This window comes from Neisseria musculi (genome assembly GCF_014297595.2).
Classification (GTDB): Bacteria; Pseudomonadota; Gammaproteobacteria; order Burkholderiales; family Neisseriaceae; genus Neisseria; species Neisseria musculi.
In genome coordinates this window covers 1,159,980-1,173,764 of record NZ_CP060414.2, presented here as the reverse complement: position 1 = coordinate 1,173,764, position 13,785 = coordinate 1,159,980, and the positions used below count along the sequence as shown (strand labels likewise).

The 13,785-nt window shown below is 51.2% G+C and carries 31 protein-coding genes and 1 pseudogene; all 32 read left to right on the top strand.

Annotated features, from left to right (window positions below):
• Nucleotides 1-47: 47 nt before the first annotated feature.
• Entirely contained in the window at nucleotides 48-296 is a 249-nt protein-coding gene (locus H7A79_RS06235; protein WP_187001403.1) for an XRE family transcriptional regulator, read from the top strand.
• Nucleotides 293-2,308 carry a Mu transposase C-terminal domain-containing protein gene (locus tag H7A79_RS06230; protein WP_187001402.1) on the top strand — a complete coding sequence of 672 codons (2,016 nt, stop codon included), beginning with the start codon at nucleotides 293-295 and terminating at the stop codon, nucleotides 2,306-2,308. Before H7A79_RS06235 ends, H7A79_RS06230 begins: the two co-directional genes overlap by 4 nt.
• Nucleotides 2,309-2,318: 10 nt before the next feature.
• Nucleotides 2,319-2,480, top strand: a complete 162-nt coding sequence (locus H7A79_RS06225) for a hypothetical protein (protein ID WP_187001401.1) — start codon at nucleotides 2,319-2,321, stop codon at nucleotides 2,478-2,480.
• Nucleotides 2,481-2,499: 19 nt separating this feature from the next.
• Nucleotides 2,500-3,418, top strand: a pseudogene (locus tag H7A79_RS06220) (AAA family ATPase).
• A gap of 77 nt (nucleotides 3,419-3,495) precedes the next feature.
• Nucleotides 3,496-3,717 (top strand): hypothetical protein, encoded by a 222-nt coding sequence (locus H7A79_RS06215; protein ID WP_187001400.1) that lies wholly within the window; start codon nucleotides 3,496-3,498, stop codon nucleotides 3,715-3,717.
• Between the two features lie 108 nt (nucleotides 3,718-3,825).
• On the top strand, nucleotides 3,826-3,987 hold the full coding sequence (locus tag H7A79_RS06210) for a hypothetical protein (RefSeq protein WP_187001399.1): 162 nt from the start codon (nucleotides 3,826-3,828) through the stop codon (nucleotides 3,985-3,987).
• Between the two features lie 189 nt (nucleotides 3,988-4,176).
• Entirely contained in the window at nucleotides 4,177-4,344 is a 168-nt protein-coding gene (locus H7A79_RS06205) for a hypothetical protein (RefSeq protein ID WP_187001398.1), read from the top strand.
• On the top strand, nucleotides 4,341-4,835 hold the full coding sequence (locus H7A79_RS06200) for a class I SAM-dependent methyltransferase (RefSeq protein WP_187001397.1): 495 nt from the start codon (nucleotides 4,341-4,343) through the stop codon (nucleotides 4,833-4,835). The genes H7A79_RS06205 and H7A79_RS06200 overlap by 4 nt, the downstream gene beginning before the upstream one ends.
• Entirely contained in the window at nucleotides 4,832-5,020 is a 189-nt protein-coding gene (locus H7A79_RS06195) for a hypothetical protein (protein WP_187001396.1), read from the top strand. Before H7A79_RS06200 ends, H7A79_RS06195 begins: the two co-directional genes overlap by 4 nt.
• Nucleotides 5,017-5,505 carry an HI_1489 N-terminal domain-containing protein gene (locus H7A79_RS06190; RefSeq protein ID WP_187001395.1) on the top strand — a complete coding sequence of 163 codons (489 nt, stop codon included), beginning with the start codon at nucleotides 5,017-5,019 and terminating at the stop codon, nucleotides 5,503-5,505. Before H7A79_RS06195 ends, H7A79_RS06190 begins: the two co-directional genes overlap by 4 nt.
• Entirely contained in the window at nucleotides 5,502-5,975 is a 474-nt protein-coding gene (locus H7A79_RS06185; protein ID WP_187001394.1) for a hypothetical protein, read from the top strand. The genes H7A79_RS06190 and H7A79_RS06185 overlap by 4 nt, the downstream gene beginning before the upstream one ends.
• Nucleotide 5,976: 1 nt before the next feature.
• A complete protein-coding gene (locus tag H7A79_RS06180) occupies nucleotides 5,977-6,129 on the top strand; it encodes a hypothetical protein (RefSeq protein ID WP_187001393.1) in 153 nt (50 codons plus the stop codon).
• 90 nt (nucleotides 6,130-6,219) lie between these two features.
• Nucleotides 6,220-6,366 (top strand): hypothetical protein, encoded by a 147-nt coding sequence (locus H7A79_RS06175; protein ID WP_187001392.1) that lies wholly within the window; start codon nucleotides 6,220-6,222, stop codon nucleotides 6,364-6,366.
• Nucleotides 6,359-6,595 carry a hypothetical protein gene (locus tag H7A79_RS06170; RefSeq protein WP_187001391.1) on the top strand — a complete coding sequence of 79 codons (237 nt, stop codon included), beginning with the start codon at nucleotides 6,359-6,361 and terminating at the stop codon, nucleotides 6,593-6,595. The genes H7A79_RS06175 and H7A79_RS06170 overlap by 8 nt, the downstream gene beginning before the upstream one ends.
• A 12-nt stretch (nucleotides 6,596-6,607) precedes the next feature.
• On the top strand, nucleotides 6,608-7,129 hold the full coding sequence (locus H7A79_RS06165; RefSeq protein ID WP_187001390.1) for a host-nuclease inhibitor Gam family protein: 522 nt from the start codon (nucleotides 6,608-6,610) through the stop codon (nucleotides 7,127-7,129).
• A 361-nt stretch (nucleotides 7,130-7,490) separates the two neighbouring features.
• Entirely contained in the window at nucleotides 7,491-7,658 is a 168-nt protein-coding gene (locus H7A79_RS06160) for a hypothetical protein (RefSeq protein WP_187001389.1), read from the top strand.
• Between the two features lie 154 nt (nucleotides 7,659-7,812).
• Nucleotides 7,813-8,466: a BRO-N domain-containing protein gene (locus H7A79_RS06155; protein ID WP_187001388.1), complete on the top strand. Its 654-nt coding sequence runs from the start codon at nucleotides 7,813-7,815 to the stop codon at nucleotides 8,464-8,466.
• Nucleotides 8,467-8,469: 3 nt separating this feature from the next.
• On the top strand, nucleotides 8,470-8,634 hold the full coding sequence (locus H7A79_RS06150; RefSeq protein WP_187001387.1) for a DNA polymerase III: 165 nt from the start codon (nucleotides 8,470-8,472) through the stop codon (nucleotides 8,632-8,634).
• A gap of 346 nt (nucleotides 8,635-8,980) precedes the next feature.
• Nucleotides 8,981-9,148 (top strand): hypothetical protein, encoded by a 168-nt coding sequence (locus H7A79_RS06145; protein ID WP_187001386.1) that lies wholly within the window; start codon nucleotides 8,981-8,983, stop codon nucleotides 9,146-9,148.
• Between the two features lie 182 nt (nucleotides 9,149-9,330).
• A complete protein-coding gene (locus tag H7A79_RS06140; RefSeq protein ID WP_187001385.1) occupies nucleotides 9,331-9,513 on the top strand; it encodes a type II toxin-antitoxin system HicA family toxin in 183 nt (60 codons plus the stop codon).
• Between the two features lie 60 nt (nucleotides 9,514-9,573).
• Complete coding sequence (locus H7A79_RS06135; protein WP_187001384.1) at nucleotides 9,574-9,990, top strand: type II toxin-antitoxin system HicB family antitoxin; 417 nt, start codon at nucleotides 9,574-9,576, stop codon at nucleotides 9,988-9,990.
• A 178-nt stretch (nucleotides 9,991-10,168) separates the two neighbouring features.
• Nucleotides 10,169-10,579, top strand: coding sequence for a gp16 family protein (locus H7A79_RS06130; RefSeq protein WP_187001641.1), 411 nt, complete (start codon nucleotides 10,169-10,171; stop codon nucleotides 10,577-10,579).
• Complete coding sequence (locus H7A79_RS06125; protein WP_187001383.1) at nucleotides 10,569-10,997, top strand: Mor transcription activator family protein; 429 nt, start codon at nucleotides 10,569-10,571, stop codon at nucleotides 10,995-10,997. Before H7A79_RS06130 ends, H7A79_RS06125 begins: the two co-directional genes overlap by 11 nt.
• Before the next feature lie 182 nt (nucleotides 10,998-11,179).
• Complete coding sequence (locus H7A79_RS06120; protein ID WP_187001382.1) at nucleotides 11,180-11,713, top strand: N-acetylmuramoyl-L-alanine amidase; 534 nt, start codon at nucleotides 11,180-11,182, stop codon at nucleotides 11,711-11,713.
• Nucleotides 11,713-11,922, top strand: coding sequence for a hypothetical protein (locus tag H7A79_RS06115; RefSeq protein WP_187001381.1), 210 nt, complete (start codon nucleotides 11,713-11,715; stop codon nucleotides 11,920-11,922). The genes H7A79_RS06120 and H7A79_RS06115 overlap by 1 nt, the downstream gene beginning before the upstream one ends.
• A 3-nt stretch (nucleotides 11,923-11,925) precedes the next feature.
• Entirely contained in the window at nucleotides 11,926-12,111 is a 186-nt protein-coding gene (locus tag H7A79_RS06110) for a hypothetical protein (RefSeq protein ID WP_187001380.1), read from the top strand.
• 11 nt (nucleotides 12,112-12,122) lie between these two features.
• Complete coding sequence (locus H7A79_RS06105; RefSeq protein ID WP_187001379.1) at nucleotides 12,123-12,353, top strand: hypothetical protein; 231 nt, start codon at nucleotides 12,123-12,125, stop codon at nucleotides 12,351-12,353.
• The gene (locus tag H7A79_RS06100; protein ID WP_187001378.1) at nucleotides 12,331-12,738 is read left to right on the top strand and encodes a hypothetical protein; all 408 of its coding nucleotides are present in this window, start codon (nucleotides 12,331-12,333) and stop codon (nucleotides 12,736-12,738) included. The genes H7A79_RS06105 and H7A79_RS06100 overlap by 23 nt, the downstream gene beginning before the upstream one ends.
• Nucleotides 12,674-12,952, top strand: a complete 279-nt coding sequence (locus tag H7A79_RS06095; protein WP_434968544.1) for a hypothetical protein — start codon at nucleotides 12,674-12,676, stop codon at nucleotides 12,950-12,952. The genes H7A79_RS06100 and H7A79_RS06095 overlap by 65 nt, the downstream gene beginning before the upstream one ends.
• Nucleotides 12,949-13,290: a hypothetical protein gene (locus H7A79_RS06090; protein WP_187001376.1), complete on the top strand. Its 342-nt coding sequence runs from the start codon at nucleotides 12,949-12,951 to the stop codon at nucleotides 13,288-13,290. Before H7A79_RS06095 ends, H7A79_RS06090 begins: the two co-directional genes overlap by 4 nt.
• Nucleotides 13,291-13,295: 5 nt before the next feature.
• Nucleotides 13,296-13,559 (top strand): hypothetical protein, encoded by a 264-nt coding sequence (locus tag H7A79_RS06085; RefSeq protein WP_187001640.1) that lies wholly within the window; start codon nucleotides 13,296-13,298, stop codon nucleotides 13,557-13,559.
• Between the two features lie 10 nt (nucleotides 13,560-13,569).
• Nucleotides 13,570-13,785, top strand: a complete 216-nt coding sequence (locus H7A79_RS06080; RefSeq protein ID WP_187001375.1) for a hypothetical protein — start codon at nucleotides 13,570-13,572, stop codon at nucleotides 13,783-13,785.

The window sequence follows — 13,785 nt, the reverse complement described above, 5'->3', positions numbered from 1 at the left end:
CAAGTAAGCCAGCAATGTAAGTGAAGTATTTTAACACAGGAGGGAATATGCAACCGAATGAAATTTATCAATCTTTAGAAAATCATAACGTGTCGGCAAGGATGATTGCTTCTGCTCTAGGCGTTACTAATCAGTCTGTTTCTGAAGTAATCAGAAATGGAAAAGGAAGCCGCCGGATAGCGGAATCAGTGGCGAAAGTCATTCAAAAAGACTTAGAAGAAGTTTTCCCCTACTACGCGATAAAAGACAATCGGTCCGAAAGAATTTCAAAACTCAAGGAGGTTTTGCAGTTATGAGCTACATAAGCCTGAAAGAATTAGAAAACTTAAAAATACAAGGTATTCCGAGTACTGTTAGAGGATTGTCAAAACTTGCTAAAAAGTCCAATTGGGACTTTAGAGAAAGAGCCGGTCGCGGAGGTGGTTTTGAATACCTAATCGACAGTTTACCCCCCGAAATCCGAACCGCCATCCAACAGAAAAAAGCCGACGAGCTGCTGGCGGAAAGCGAAAAACTGGCCGAAACGCTACCTGTGCAGGCGGCGAAACTGCCGGGCAAACGCCAAAACACGCAGCTTGGATTGCCGATTGACGAAGTGGTTGGCGGCTTAACGGAAAAACAGCGGCAATGTGCTCATGCGCGGATATCGATTGTGGCGGAGGTGCTGAAAATGCACCGCGTGGGCGGCTTGAAAATAAGCCATGCGCAGGCTTATGTGCTGGAACAGTTGGAACAAGGCAGATTGCCCAAGCATTTGATGGATCTGCTGCCCTTGGCCAATGCGCGCAGCGGTGGCGAAGCGAAGCTCTCCATGCGCTCTTTAAAAGAATGGACTTTGGCCTACCGCGAGGCGGCCACGCCGAACGAGCGGCTGATGGCTCTGGCTCCGAAGGCGACGCGCCGGATTGTGCCGCTGTCGGAATACCGTTGGTTGCCGCATTTTATCCGCTTTCACAATGTGCCGAGCGCGCCGAAATTGGCACACAGCTATGGGTTGTTTGCGGATTGGTGGGAAAAGCATATGCCGATTAATGAAATGCCAACTGAGAGCCAAGTGCGACGTGTTTGGGAGAAACTGCCGATGATTATGCAGGAACGGGGCCGCAGAACCGGCGCGGCATATAAGGCGTTGATGCCTTATGTGAAGCGTGATTGGGGGGCGTTGAAGCCGAACGATGTTTGGATCGGCGACGGCCACAGCTTTAAGGCGAAGGTGGCACACCCTGTACACGGTAGGCCGTTTAAGCCGGAAGTGACGGTGATTTTGGACGGTTGCACGCGGATGGTGATGGGGTTTTCGGTCAGTTTGGCGGAGAGCTGCGTGGCGGTGTGTGATGCGCTGCGGATTGGGGTCAAGCATTTTGGCGTGCCGCTGATGTATTACTCGGATAACGGCGGCGGCCAAACGGCCAAGACCATCGATCACGAGATTACGGGTATCGCTGCGCGGCTGAGTATCCATCATGAGACGGGTTTGCCGGGCAATCCGCAGGGGCGCGGCATCATTGAACGCTGGTGGAAAGACAATTTAATCCGCATTGCCCGAAATTACGACACGTTTACCGGCGAAGGGATGGACAGCAGCACGAAAAACCTGACCTACCGCAAACTGGAAAGCGCGTTTAACGCGCTGGAACAGGGCAAAGAGCTGACGGCTGAACAGCAGAAATGGGCGGCTAAGCTGCCGAGCTGGAAACAGTTTATCGCTGATGTGATGGCCTGTATCGACGATTACAACAACCGCCCCCACAGCGAGCTGCCGAAAATGGCAGACGGGTCGCACTATACGCCGAAACAATACCGTGATGCACGCATGATTTCAGACGGCCTGACCCCTGACTTTTTGGCGGCGGAAGAGGAAGAAACGCTGTTCAGACCGCAGGAAATCCGTAAGGTGCAGCGCGGCTGGCTGGATTTGTTTAACAACCAATATTTTAGCGTGGATTTGGCCGAGTACCACAAAGACGAAGTGCGTGTAGCTTATGACTTGGACGATGCTCAGAGTGTGTTGGTGTATGACATGGCCGGTAAGTTTTTATGTAAGGCTAAACTCGACGGCAACAAACGCCCTGCAATGCCGGTGGCGCGACGCGACCAACTGGCGGAAAACCGCCGCAAAGGTAAGGTCAAACGCGCGGAAAACGTAATCAGGTTGGCCAATGCGGAAGCGAATCCGGCACTTGAGCAGGCGGCAACGTGGGACGAGCTGGGCAGTATGGGTATGAAGCCGGACGTTATCGAAGCGGAATATGCGGTATTGCCGAAAACGGGAACCGATGATTTTGTTTTGTTTGAAGCAGACAAATAGGAGTAAAAAAATGGATTTTTATGAATTAGAACAAGACGGTATCGTGATTAAAGACATCCGTAAGGCCAAAAAACGCAAAACATGGCCGTGGATTATCGGGGCTTGCGCTGCGGTGGTTGCTGCAACGGCGTGGGTGGTGTGGGACTGGATGGAAAACGGCTATATTTTTTAAAAAACTTAAGGAAAACAACATGAAAAACCAAATCAACACAGCATTACAACAACGTCTTGCCGATTTTAAAGCCAAATCAGGGCTGAATCAGACCCAATTGGCGCGCGGTATCGGCTGCGCTCCGGCGGCGGTAAGTATGTACCTGAGCGGTACTTATGCGGACAAAGGCGGCAATTACGAGACCATCGAGCCGAAAATCGAAGCATATTTGGAAGTGCAGGAAAGCAAAGCCAAAGCGCGAAGAGCTGCATATTGAGTTTGTGGCCACGCGCACCACGCGCCGGATTGCGGAAGTGATGCGTGATGCGCACGAAGGCGGCGAAGTGGCGGTGATTTACGGTCAGGCCGGTTTGGGCAAAACCCAAGCAGTCAAACACTACTGCGAACAAAATCCGGCAGCGGTGCTGATTGAAGCCAATCCGAGCTTTACCGCGCTGGTGCTGATGCGCAAACTGGCGACGGCGTGCAAGCTGATGAGTACGGGCAGCCTGAATGATTTGTTTGAAGCGGTGGCCGACCGTTTGCGCGATTCGGGCCGTCTTATTGTAGTCGATGAAGCAGAAAACTTGCCATTACGCGCCTTGGAAATCCTGCGCCGCCTGCACGACGAAACGGGTTGCGGCTTGGTGTTGAGCGGTATGCCGAAACTGGTGACGAATCTGCGCGGCAAGCATGGCGAGCTGGTGCAGCTTTACAGCCGTGTGAGTGTAGTCCTGCCGCTGGGCGACAGTCTGCCCGATGAAGAATTGGCCGAAATCGCCAAATCCGCCCTGCCGCAAGCCGATGAAGAAACGCTGTCGGAAATCGTGAAACAGGCCAACGGCAACACGCGCCGGATGAGTAAACTGATGCGCGGCGCGGTGCGCACGGCGAACAAAAACGGCATCCAATTGCAGGCCGGGATTGTGAAAAAGTACAGCTCGCTGATTATCCGATAGGCCTAAGCCCTTGACACGGCTATATATTTTTTACCCAATGAATTTTATAAATCATTGATTCGGAAGGAAAATAAAAAATGATTGCATATTTGAAGCACATGATGGCCGGGATGCTGACCGCGACGGTTATGCTGTTGGCAGGAGTCTTGCTGCACTCATGTACCGAAGAAGCCTGGGCAGAGACACCCGATTTACAGCGCGCGGCGGAAATGGCGGCGCAGGCGGAAGTGATGAAGGTGGAAGCGCAATACGACAGCATGAGCGCGGACAGCAAGATGGAGGGCATTGTGTATGAATAAACAGGCCAAACGACCGACACGCAAGGTGCGTGAGCTGGCATTGAAACAGGCGGTGACGGACATCAAACGCCGCTTTGGGGATAAGGCGATACAGAAAGGATGGCGCAAATGAGCTTTTATAGACGCAATCAGGATTGGCAAGCCTACGGCCAACACCGCCGCCGCGCGTGGACAAGACAGGCGCGGAAAAAGCAGGAAACGGCGGAAGAATATCAGGCGCGGATGATGCGGGAAACGGAAGAGTTGCTGAAGAAGGAGCGGAAAAAATGATGTGGATTGCAATAGGACTGGCGGTATTGATTGGTCTTGGCGTGTTGCTGGAGCTGGTGGCGCGTATTGCTTTGATACGGATGATCGGCGACGGCTACGACGACAATTAAAACGGCAAGCTGTTGATACGGCTATATATTTTTTGTCTTGTGAAAATTGCAAGATATTGACTTAAAAGGATTATTAAAAATGAATGCGAAAGACCTTATCGAATGGTTCGAAGACCGCGGCGAGATGGTAATCAGTAAAAGCGACGGCGGTAATTTTGTGGTAGTTGCAAGAAAACCAGACGGCATGATGAAGTCGGCGGAAGCGGCGACGTTGGAAAGAGCGATTGCATTGTGGGAGGAATCATGAATGCCAAAGTATTAGACCCCTGTTGTGGAAGCCGGATGATGTGGTTTGACAAAGCCAATAAGTCGGCAGTTTTTGGTGATAAGCGGCGGGAAACCCATCTTCTGAAAGACCGAAAATACCTACGAAAGCTGGAAATCTCCCCTGATGCGGTTATGGATTTTACCAATCTACCTTTCCCTGACAACACGTTTCTGGTGGTGGTTTTTGACCCACCACATTTGGAAAAAGCAGGCGAAAAATCTTGGCTCGCAAAGAAATACGGCGTGTTGGGCAATGACTGGCGCGAGGATTTACGCAAAGGATTTGCCGAGTGTTTCCGAGTGTTACGGCCCGAAGGTATGCTGATTTTTAAATGGAACGAAAACCAAATCCCTGTGAAAGATATTTTGGCTCTGACAGATGTGGAGCCGCTTATCGGACACGTCAGCATGAAGCATAAGCAAAACCAAACGCAGACGCATTGGATAACGTTTTTTAAGGAGGAAATGTGATGGCCAAAAAAATCGAATTTGTTATGACTTGTCCGGGGTTGTGTGATGAGTGCGATAGCCGTGTTTTGTTTGCATACTCTGCCCCCGATGATTGGGACAGTATGACCGACAAAGAAAAAAACGAATGGGCGGTAGAAACATTTTTCGGCGAATTTGATTGGTATTGGGGCGAGGTCGAATCATGAACACCCGTTGCCCCAACTGCGGCGCGGTACACAGCTTGGACAGTTTAATCAGCGATGCCGAGGCTGCCGAAGTGCTGAAAATGCTGCTCGAGCTGGATGCCGACATTGGCAAGGCGGCAATACGGTATATCGGGCTGTTCCGCCCCGAGAAGAGCCAGCTCTCTTGGGGACGCACCGCCAAACTGCTCAAAGAGCTGCTGCCGCAGATTCAGACGGCCACTATCGAGCGAGACGGCACGGCCTATGCCGCACCGATAGACGCATGGCTCTATGCCCTGCATGAAGTCTTGGCGGCACGCGAAGCAGGTCGTCTGAAAACACCGCTCAAATCGCACGGTTATCTGTATGAAATCCTTGTAGGGTGGGCTTGCCAGCCCACCGCAGCAGGGAATCAGATAAGCAAACCGACCCACCGAGACGCACCGCCCGCCAAACCCAGCCAAACCCTAACCGCAGCCACCGAGCTGCAAGGATTGAAAAGATGAAAGAACTACCTACCCAACTACACAACACGATGATTGACGGCCTGACTATGCTGCTGGCACTGCGCCTGACCGGGTCGCCTGCCGCCGATACCGTGGCCGCCACCGCCAAAGCATGGAGTCGTGTGTTGGCACACGGGCGCGAGTGGGACGAAGAACGCGATTTAAAACGCTTTCAGACGGCCTTTATGGTGCTGGCGGCAGAAACCAACCGCTGGCCAAGCCCGCGCGACTTTTTGGACGTGCTGCCACCGCCGCCCGCACCGCCGATGATTGAGTACCGCTACAACCCGACGGCAGTGGAAAAAGCCAAAGGCAAATCCGCGTTAAAACAGATTTCAGACGGCATTAAAGCGGTATTGAACGGCAAAATCATCGAGCCGGGAAAGCCCGAAACCTTTGCCGAACAGATTTTGAGAAACCGCGCGAAAGTCGAAGAGCTGGCCAAGCGCGAACGTGAAAAAGGAAATTGACATGTTGCAGGATTTTGAAAAAGCACTCCTTGCCGAATTTTTGCGAACCTACATGACGGAATTTGCAGAGATTGCCCAAAAACACGGCTTGCCGGGGAATACCGTTGCCCACGAAATTTTAAAACGCCTTGAAAAGGAAAGAAATCATGTCTGATAAACGCCATAAACACCTTACGAAGGAGCAGCTGGAAAATTACCAGCAATATCAAAAAAAAGATTTTTTGAATGGATAGGATTAGGTCAAATGATTGAAGCAAAAGAATACCGCCTGTTGGCCGATTTTGCAGACGAAAACTGGAGCGTGTTTTGCAACTATGCCGAAGAATGCGGCTTTAGTGAGAGCGAAGCAGACGAGTTAGTCAATAAACTGGAGAAAAAATCAAATGAATGAATACGTTATCAAAATCCGAGAAACGGAAAACGACGGAATCAAAGTCGAAATCCCCGACTTTCACGCCGCCCCCGAATCAAGCAATGCAGAATTGGCAGCCTTTATGGTCGGTTGGATGCTGATGAGTATGGAGCTTAACGCAAATGCCGATGCAGCCGATTTTAAACAAGCGGTAATCAACAAAATCAAAGTAATTAAAGCGGTCTGCGACAGACCATATGTAAACTAGGAGCAAGTAAAAATGGCTAAAACCACCCGAATCAAACAGCCCGCCATCGAAGCGGCGCAAGACAAAGCAGAAGTAACCGCGTTTATCCGCAAAATCGGCGATTTGCAGCGCGAAGTGAAACGCCTCGAAACCGAAGCCGGCGACAAGAAAGCCGAAATCGAAGAAGCCTATGCCGCCAAAGCCGCGCCGCTGTGTGCCGAAATCATGAGCCTGACCGAGCGCGTGGCCGCCTACTGCGAAGCGCATAAAGACGAGCTGACCGAAAACGGCAAAACCAAAACCGTGGACTTTGTTACCGGCCTGATTAAATGGCGTATCCGCCCGCCGTCGGTCAAAGTAACCGGCGTCGCCGCCGTGTTGGCGTGGCTCTCCGAAAAATCCGCCTTTGCCGAATTTGTGCGCACCAAACAAGAAATCGACAAAGACGCGATTTTGAACCAGAAAGAGCGTTTTGCAGACGGCCAAGTGCCGGGGATTAAGATTGTGAGCGGTATGGAGGATTTTGTCATCGAGCCGACGGAACAGGCTCTTTGAAATTAGTGCGCCCTATGTTTAACATAGGGCGGCCTGAAGGATATTGCCAATGGTTAAAGGCCGTCTGAAACTTGGGTTTCAGACGGCCTTTTTGCGTGTTTTTTTGGGGGAAATGCTTGACCTTTAGCGTATATACGATTATAATTCATTTCATCGGTGCAGCAAGGCCGATACGGGAAAAGCCCCACCGAAGCGGGGCTCTACTGGGAGAAGAAAATGAAGCTCACCCTTCAAATTCTCATCTTGGTTATCCTGTTAACGGTAAGCGGTAACGCTTACTAGGGCTAACCAGCTAGGCGGCCGGCACGCCGCCTAGTCCCAATCTTAAAATAGAACGTGCTGAAAATCAAGGAGTATGCCTATGGTTGATGAAAAATTGGCCGAAACCCGAAAAAAATATGAGAAAAAACGAATGCTTAAGCACGTTTCTTTTAATACAGAAACAGAGCATGATTTGCTGGAGTTTGCAAATAAAATTGATTTTTCTCAATGGGTTAAGGAGATAATTAGAGAAAGGCTAAAAAAATAGGTTGCAAATAAACGTATATACGTTATAATTCATTCCACAGTAACCCTGTAATGAAATTGCCGCCAAGTTGGAGCTTGGCGGCAATAGTGGAAAAGCAACGTTGGAGCGTTCTTTTCCGTGTCATCTACTCTCATAAATGAAAGGACATTCTATCATGAATGCACCCATCCAACAATTCAACCCGTCCCAAATTGCCATTATCGACCACAACGGCGGTAAATGGCTGACCGCCGAACAGCTCGGTTTGGCTTTGGGCTTCTCCGACAAACGCGCCCGCGACGGCGTGAACAATCTCTACAACCGCCATCTTGATGAATTTCAAGAGAAAGATTCAACCACCATCAAATTGATGGCGGTTGATGGTAAGATGCGCGAAACCCGCATATTCTCCCATTCCGGCTGCAACCTGCTGAGCTTCTTCGCCAACACGCCCAACGCCAAAGCCTTCCGTGCATGGGCAAAGGAAAAGCTGGCCGAGCCGGACGGTTTTATCGCCGTTGACCGCGAAACACTGCAATTCAATATGGCGCGTGCCGGTCTGTTGGAACAAGCCTATCTGAAAGCCAACCCCGAGATGGCCAGACTTGCCCGTTATCACAATATGGGTTTGAACTGGGACGAGAAAGCCCGCCTGATGGGCAGCAGCAAAGACGCTTTGCGCCATCACCTGAAAGAACTCGACCGCTTGGGCATTGTCGCCTACAACCCCGACCCGAAATTCGCCCGCGCGGGCAGACTGGGCAGCAAGGCGCGGCAGGAAAAACGGGCGTTTCTGCAACAGCAACAGTCTTTGAGCTTGGAGGGTTAAGCCATGAATACCGAACAACTGGAACTTAAACGCAACAGCATTGCACACGGCTTGGCATTTTTAGGCACGGCTCTCTTGCAAATCGGCGAACTGAAATCAGAAGAGTCCGAACAACTGGGCTGCCTGCTGCTCTGCCTGTCAGAATACGCGCAATCGCTGGAAGAATGATTTAGATGATTTAAAGGCCGTCTGAAACCTTGATTTATCGGGGTTTCAGACGGCCTTTTTGCGTGTTTTTTAGGGGAAATGCTTGACTATTATGTCTATACACAATATAATTCGTTTCATGGATTAGGAAATAAGAAACCCGCCGTTGGAGGCGGCGGGAATCGAAAAAGAAAGGAGGTGATGAATGTGGTTAAAATCCTAATCTTAGTGATTTTGTTGGTAATCTCGGCAAAAGCTTACTAATGTAAATCACTTGCAGTAAAAAGGGGCGGCAGAACACCGCTGCCCCTTCCTCCAAACTTTCTCAAACTATACCGCCAACCGTTTTAAAAATCAAGGAGTACCTATGGTTGATGAAAAGCTGGCCGAATATCGAAAACGGGCAGCGGCCAAGCGGACAATCAAAAACGTATCCTTCAACAATGAAACCGAAAAAGATTTGCTCGAATATGCAAATAAAATCGATTTTTCCCAATGGGTTAAGGATAAAATCCGCGAAGCTGTAAAAAAATAGCAAGGTTGGGCCGGAACCCGGCAAAGTCTTTAAACCCAAGAATAAAGGCCGTCTGAAAACAGTATCAACGCTGTTTCAGACGGCCTTTTTGATTCCACAAAACACAACAAAAATGTTTAATTTTATTGACAACACAACAAATTTGTTGTATTATATCTTTACTGTATAAGAAAGGAGGTTGAGTGAAATACAGCGAGTTCCGAAAATGGCTGCTCTCTCAGGGTGTAGAGTTTACCACGCAGAAACGCGGCAGCCACCAACTCATCAGATTAGGTAATAAAACATCGGTTTTCCCGAACCACGGCAGTAAAGAAATCGGTACGGGATTGGTTTTGAAAATCAAAAAAGACTTAGGTCTCAAATAACAAGGCAAGCCCGAAAGGGCTTGTTAATCATCAAATCCATCATTCACAAAAGGTAATGACATGTTGGCTTATCGCTATATTTTGACCCCCGACGACAACGGCACGCTGTTGGTAACGTTTCCCGATATTCCCGAGGCGGTGGCAGTGGGCGAAGACGAAGAATCAGCCAAAATCGAAGCTGTTGACGGCCTGATTTGTGCTTTGGAAGGCTATTTTGAAGACCGCCGTGAAATTCCGCTGCCGTCTGAAAACGATGGTTCTCAAACAGTAGAACTGCCTGCGCTGGAAACGGCAAAGGTGCTGCTGCTGAATGAAATGTTGCGCCAAAACGTGAAAAAAGCGGAAATGGCACGCCGCTTGGATGTACATATGCCGCAGATTGACCGCCTGCTTGATTTGCGCCACAATACGAAAATCGATTTTTTGGAAAAAGCAGCCGGAAAACTCGGCAAGCGTTTGAATATCAGCTTTTCTTAAACCTCAACTTTCTTATACAGTAATCGGAGCCGTCTGTTTCAGACGGCTTTTTTGCATTCCAACCTTTCACAAAAAAACAGCCACTTAAATCAATATATAGTAGATTTTTCGGTAAAAATAACATAAAATACACAACATATTGTGTTTTAAGGATTTGACCGTGAACGATGTGCAAAAGCTGCGCCGCAGCCTGATTGCCAAAATCAAGATTGCGCAAAAGGAGCTTGATATGGCCGACGATGCTTACCGCGCCATGCTGGAGCGGGTAACGGGAAAGGATTCTTGCGCAAAAATGGGCGTGAAGGATTTGGAAAAAGTGGCGGAAGAGATGACGCGTATGGGCTTTGTGCCGCTTGCGAAAAGCCACGGCGCGCGCCCGCGCCGCCGCAGCTCGGCCGACCCGATGATGCGCAAAATCGAAGCCTTGCTGGCATCGATGACACTGCACTGGAATTATGCGCATGCTTTGGCCAAGCGCATGTATGGGGTGGCGCGGGTGGAATGGCTTACCGACGAGCATATGCGCGGCGTGATTGCGGCGTTGACAAAAAAACAGCAAAAACTAAAAGGGGAAGGCAATGGAGCTTAAGAAGGTGCGACACCTGCTGCCCGAAACCATGCAGGATATTGTCGAGGTTATCGGATTACAGGCCGCCGAACAGCTGGTAAAAGCCATCGGCGGCGCGCGGTTTAAGTTTGGCAAGGGCAAAGAAGATACGCCGCGCCTGCATATGCTGTTTTCGGCGATTGGCGAGGCGAAAACATACGAGCTGTTGCGCGTGTATGGAGGCGAGGAGCTGTATGTGCCGCGCTGCGAAAACGCTCTGCGCGAGCTGCGCAACGAGCGGTTTAGAAACGAATTTTTAAATCTGACCGAAGTCGAGGGAAAAAGCGGCCTGATGGCGATGACGGAACTGTGCCCGAAATACGGCATTTCCGAGCGCACGGGCTACACGATTATGCGCTCGGGATGCGAGCCGGTATCGCAGCAAAATACCCTGTTTTAACGCTGTTTTATTCTCCTCTTTCATCCGCCTTCGGGCGGATTTTTTTTGCCTAATCCGCTTGTTTCAGACGGCCTTAAGGGCTTGAAAGGCATACCGTGCGGGTATGTGCGTAAAGGCGGATAGCATAAAGGCTCGCAAAAATGGGTTTAAAAACCGCTTAAAACGATTATGAAAGGGCTTTTATGAGCAAAATTATTGTGTTGACCGCAGGCCACAGCAACACCGACCCGGGCGCGGTCAACGGCAGCGACCGCGAGGCGGATTTGGCGCAGGATATGCGCAATATCACGGCATCTATTTTGCGTAACGACTACGGCTTGACGGTGCGCACCGATGGCGAGGGCAAGGGCAATTTGCCTTTATCCAAGGCCTTGACTTTGATTCGCGGCTCGGCGGTGGCGATTGAGTTTCATTGCAACGCGGCGGCGAATAAAACGGCTACGGGCATTGAAGCCTTGAGCACAGCGAAAAACAAACGCTGGTGTCAGCTATTGAGCCAAGCGGTGGCAGAAGCAACCGGCTGGAAGATGCGCGGCGACAAAGGCTATAAGCCGGATAACGCCGGCCAGCACAGCCGCTTGGCCTACGCGCAACACGGCGGCATTGTGTTTGAGCCTTTTTTTATCTCAAACGATGCGGATTTGGCCTTGTTCAAACAACGTAAATGGTTGATTTGCCGCGCCGTCGCCAATGCGATTGCGAAGGAGCTGGGCTGATGTTTGGCAAGATTAAGCAATATGCGCTGGCGGCGTTGGCATGGGCATTGGGTAAAAAGCCGTCTGAAAGCGATGTAAAAGCCTTACAGGTATTGGATACGCCGAGTTATTTGCGCCACACTGGCAAAGGCCGAAATAAGCAGCCGCACCGCTTTTCGAGCGTGGCCGCGGCCAAGCGTGCGGCGCGTAAACGTAAAAACAAGGGTTAAAAAATGGATGTGCAAACGATATTGATTTGTGTGCTGTCATCTCTCGTGATGGGTTGGTTTTTTGCTGCTGTCGTATTTGCGATGTTGTGTAAAAACATCTTGAAAAGAATTGACCGCACCGGCCATTTTGAAATCGGCAATCGTCTGTTTGAGGTGCGCGAAGTGTTTAAAACCCGTTATCCCTTATAAGGCCGTTTGAAATGGGACTGTTAGACATCATCAAAAACCCCGCAACAGGCAAGGTATCGCACTCAAAACTGTGGGCAAACGTGGCGTGTGCTGCGGCGACGTATAAGTTTGTCGTCGCGCCCGATGCGCCGTCTGAAATCTGGGCGATTTACTTGGGCATCGTCGGCGGCTATGCCGTCGCCCGTTCGTTTGTGTCGGTCAAACGGCAGGAGGCTGAAAATGCTGCAAGTCAAACTGATTAAATACGGCGTGGCGGCTTTGGCCGCAGCCGCATTGCTGGGCGGCGTGTGGTACGGCGGTTTTCAGACGGCCTTTAAGCGTCAACAGGCGGTGATTGAGCAAATCAAGGCCGAAGCCGCCGAAGGCCGTCTGAAAGCCGAACAAGCCTATGCTGCCGAACTCGAAAAAGCCTTGGCCGAACAGAAAAAATGGCAGGACTTTGCCCAATCGGAAAGCGCGAAGCTGGCGCAAGCCAACCGCGAACTCGACCGCCGCGCGGCGGCCATTGAGAAAGAAATCCATCATGTTATCGAAAAAGACAAAAGCGCAAACGGCGGCCGTTGTGTTGACGGCCTGGGTGCTGACAGCCTGCGTCTCTACCGCCAAGCCCTCGGCTACGCCGATTAAGACGGCCGAAAAGCCGGTGATGCCGCCCGTGCCTGCCGCGCTGCTGGACACGCCGTTACGACCTGAGCCGCCTGAATCGGGCAAACCCGAAGCCCTGCTGCGCCATGCGGTCAAGTTTGGCGCGTATGTGCAAAAGCTGGAAGTGCAAAACCAAGGCTGGCGCGATTGGGCGAACCATCAACTTAAAGTTGACAGTTCGGAGGTGGCACCATGACCACCTACCGCGAATTGGTGCAGCGCGTCTTGGCCTGCCGTCATGCCGATACCGAGCTGGGTTTAGGCCGCGCGCGCGAGCAGGAGGGATTTGTGCTGAACGTGTCGCGCTTGCTGGATAAGGGCGGCTTTACCTACCGCGCCCGCATGGACAGCCAATTCCGTGTGACCTTTTGCGTGGAGTGGGACGACTGCGATTTTGACGTGCAGCGCCGCGCCGTGTGGCAAACCATCGCCGCCGTTTATGAGGTGTATCCGTGGCGTGATGGCATCGAGGTGGCCAGTATCCGACCGGACGGCTACGCCTGCTACATTGTGCTTGGAGATGTGCCGCAATGACCACCATTGATTTTGAGTTTGCCTTTAAAACCCTGTGGGGCTTGGCTACGGCGGCGGGTTGGTTTTGGGTTAACGGCATTTCAGGCCGTCTGAAAGAAGCCGACCGCCGCGCCGACGAGCTGCGCGAACAACTGCACCGCGTGGAAATCAACTACCGCACCAAAGCCGAGGCCGTCGCCGACCTGAAAACAGTTTCAGACGGCCTTGCCCGTTTGGAAACCAAGCTCGACAAACTCAACGACAAGCTCGACCGCAAGGCCGACAAATAGAGAACACACCATGGAAAACCGAGACCCGATTCTATCGGCTTTGGCGCGCATCGAAGCCAAGACCGACCAAACCCTGCAAAACCAACAGGCCATGAAAGCCGAAATCGCCGAAATCCACAAGGACACCAAGCGCACCGCCGCCGTGGTGGGCGGCGTGTCCGGTGCGGTGGGCGGCAGCATTGTGTCGTTGGGCTGGCAGCTGATTAAAGCCAAGATGGGGTTGTGA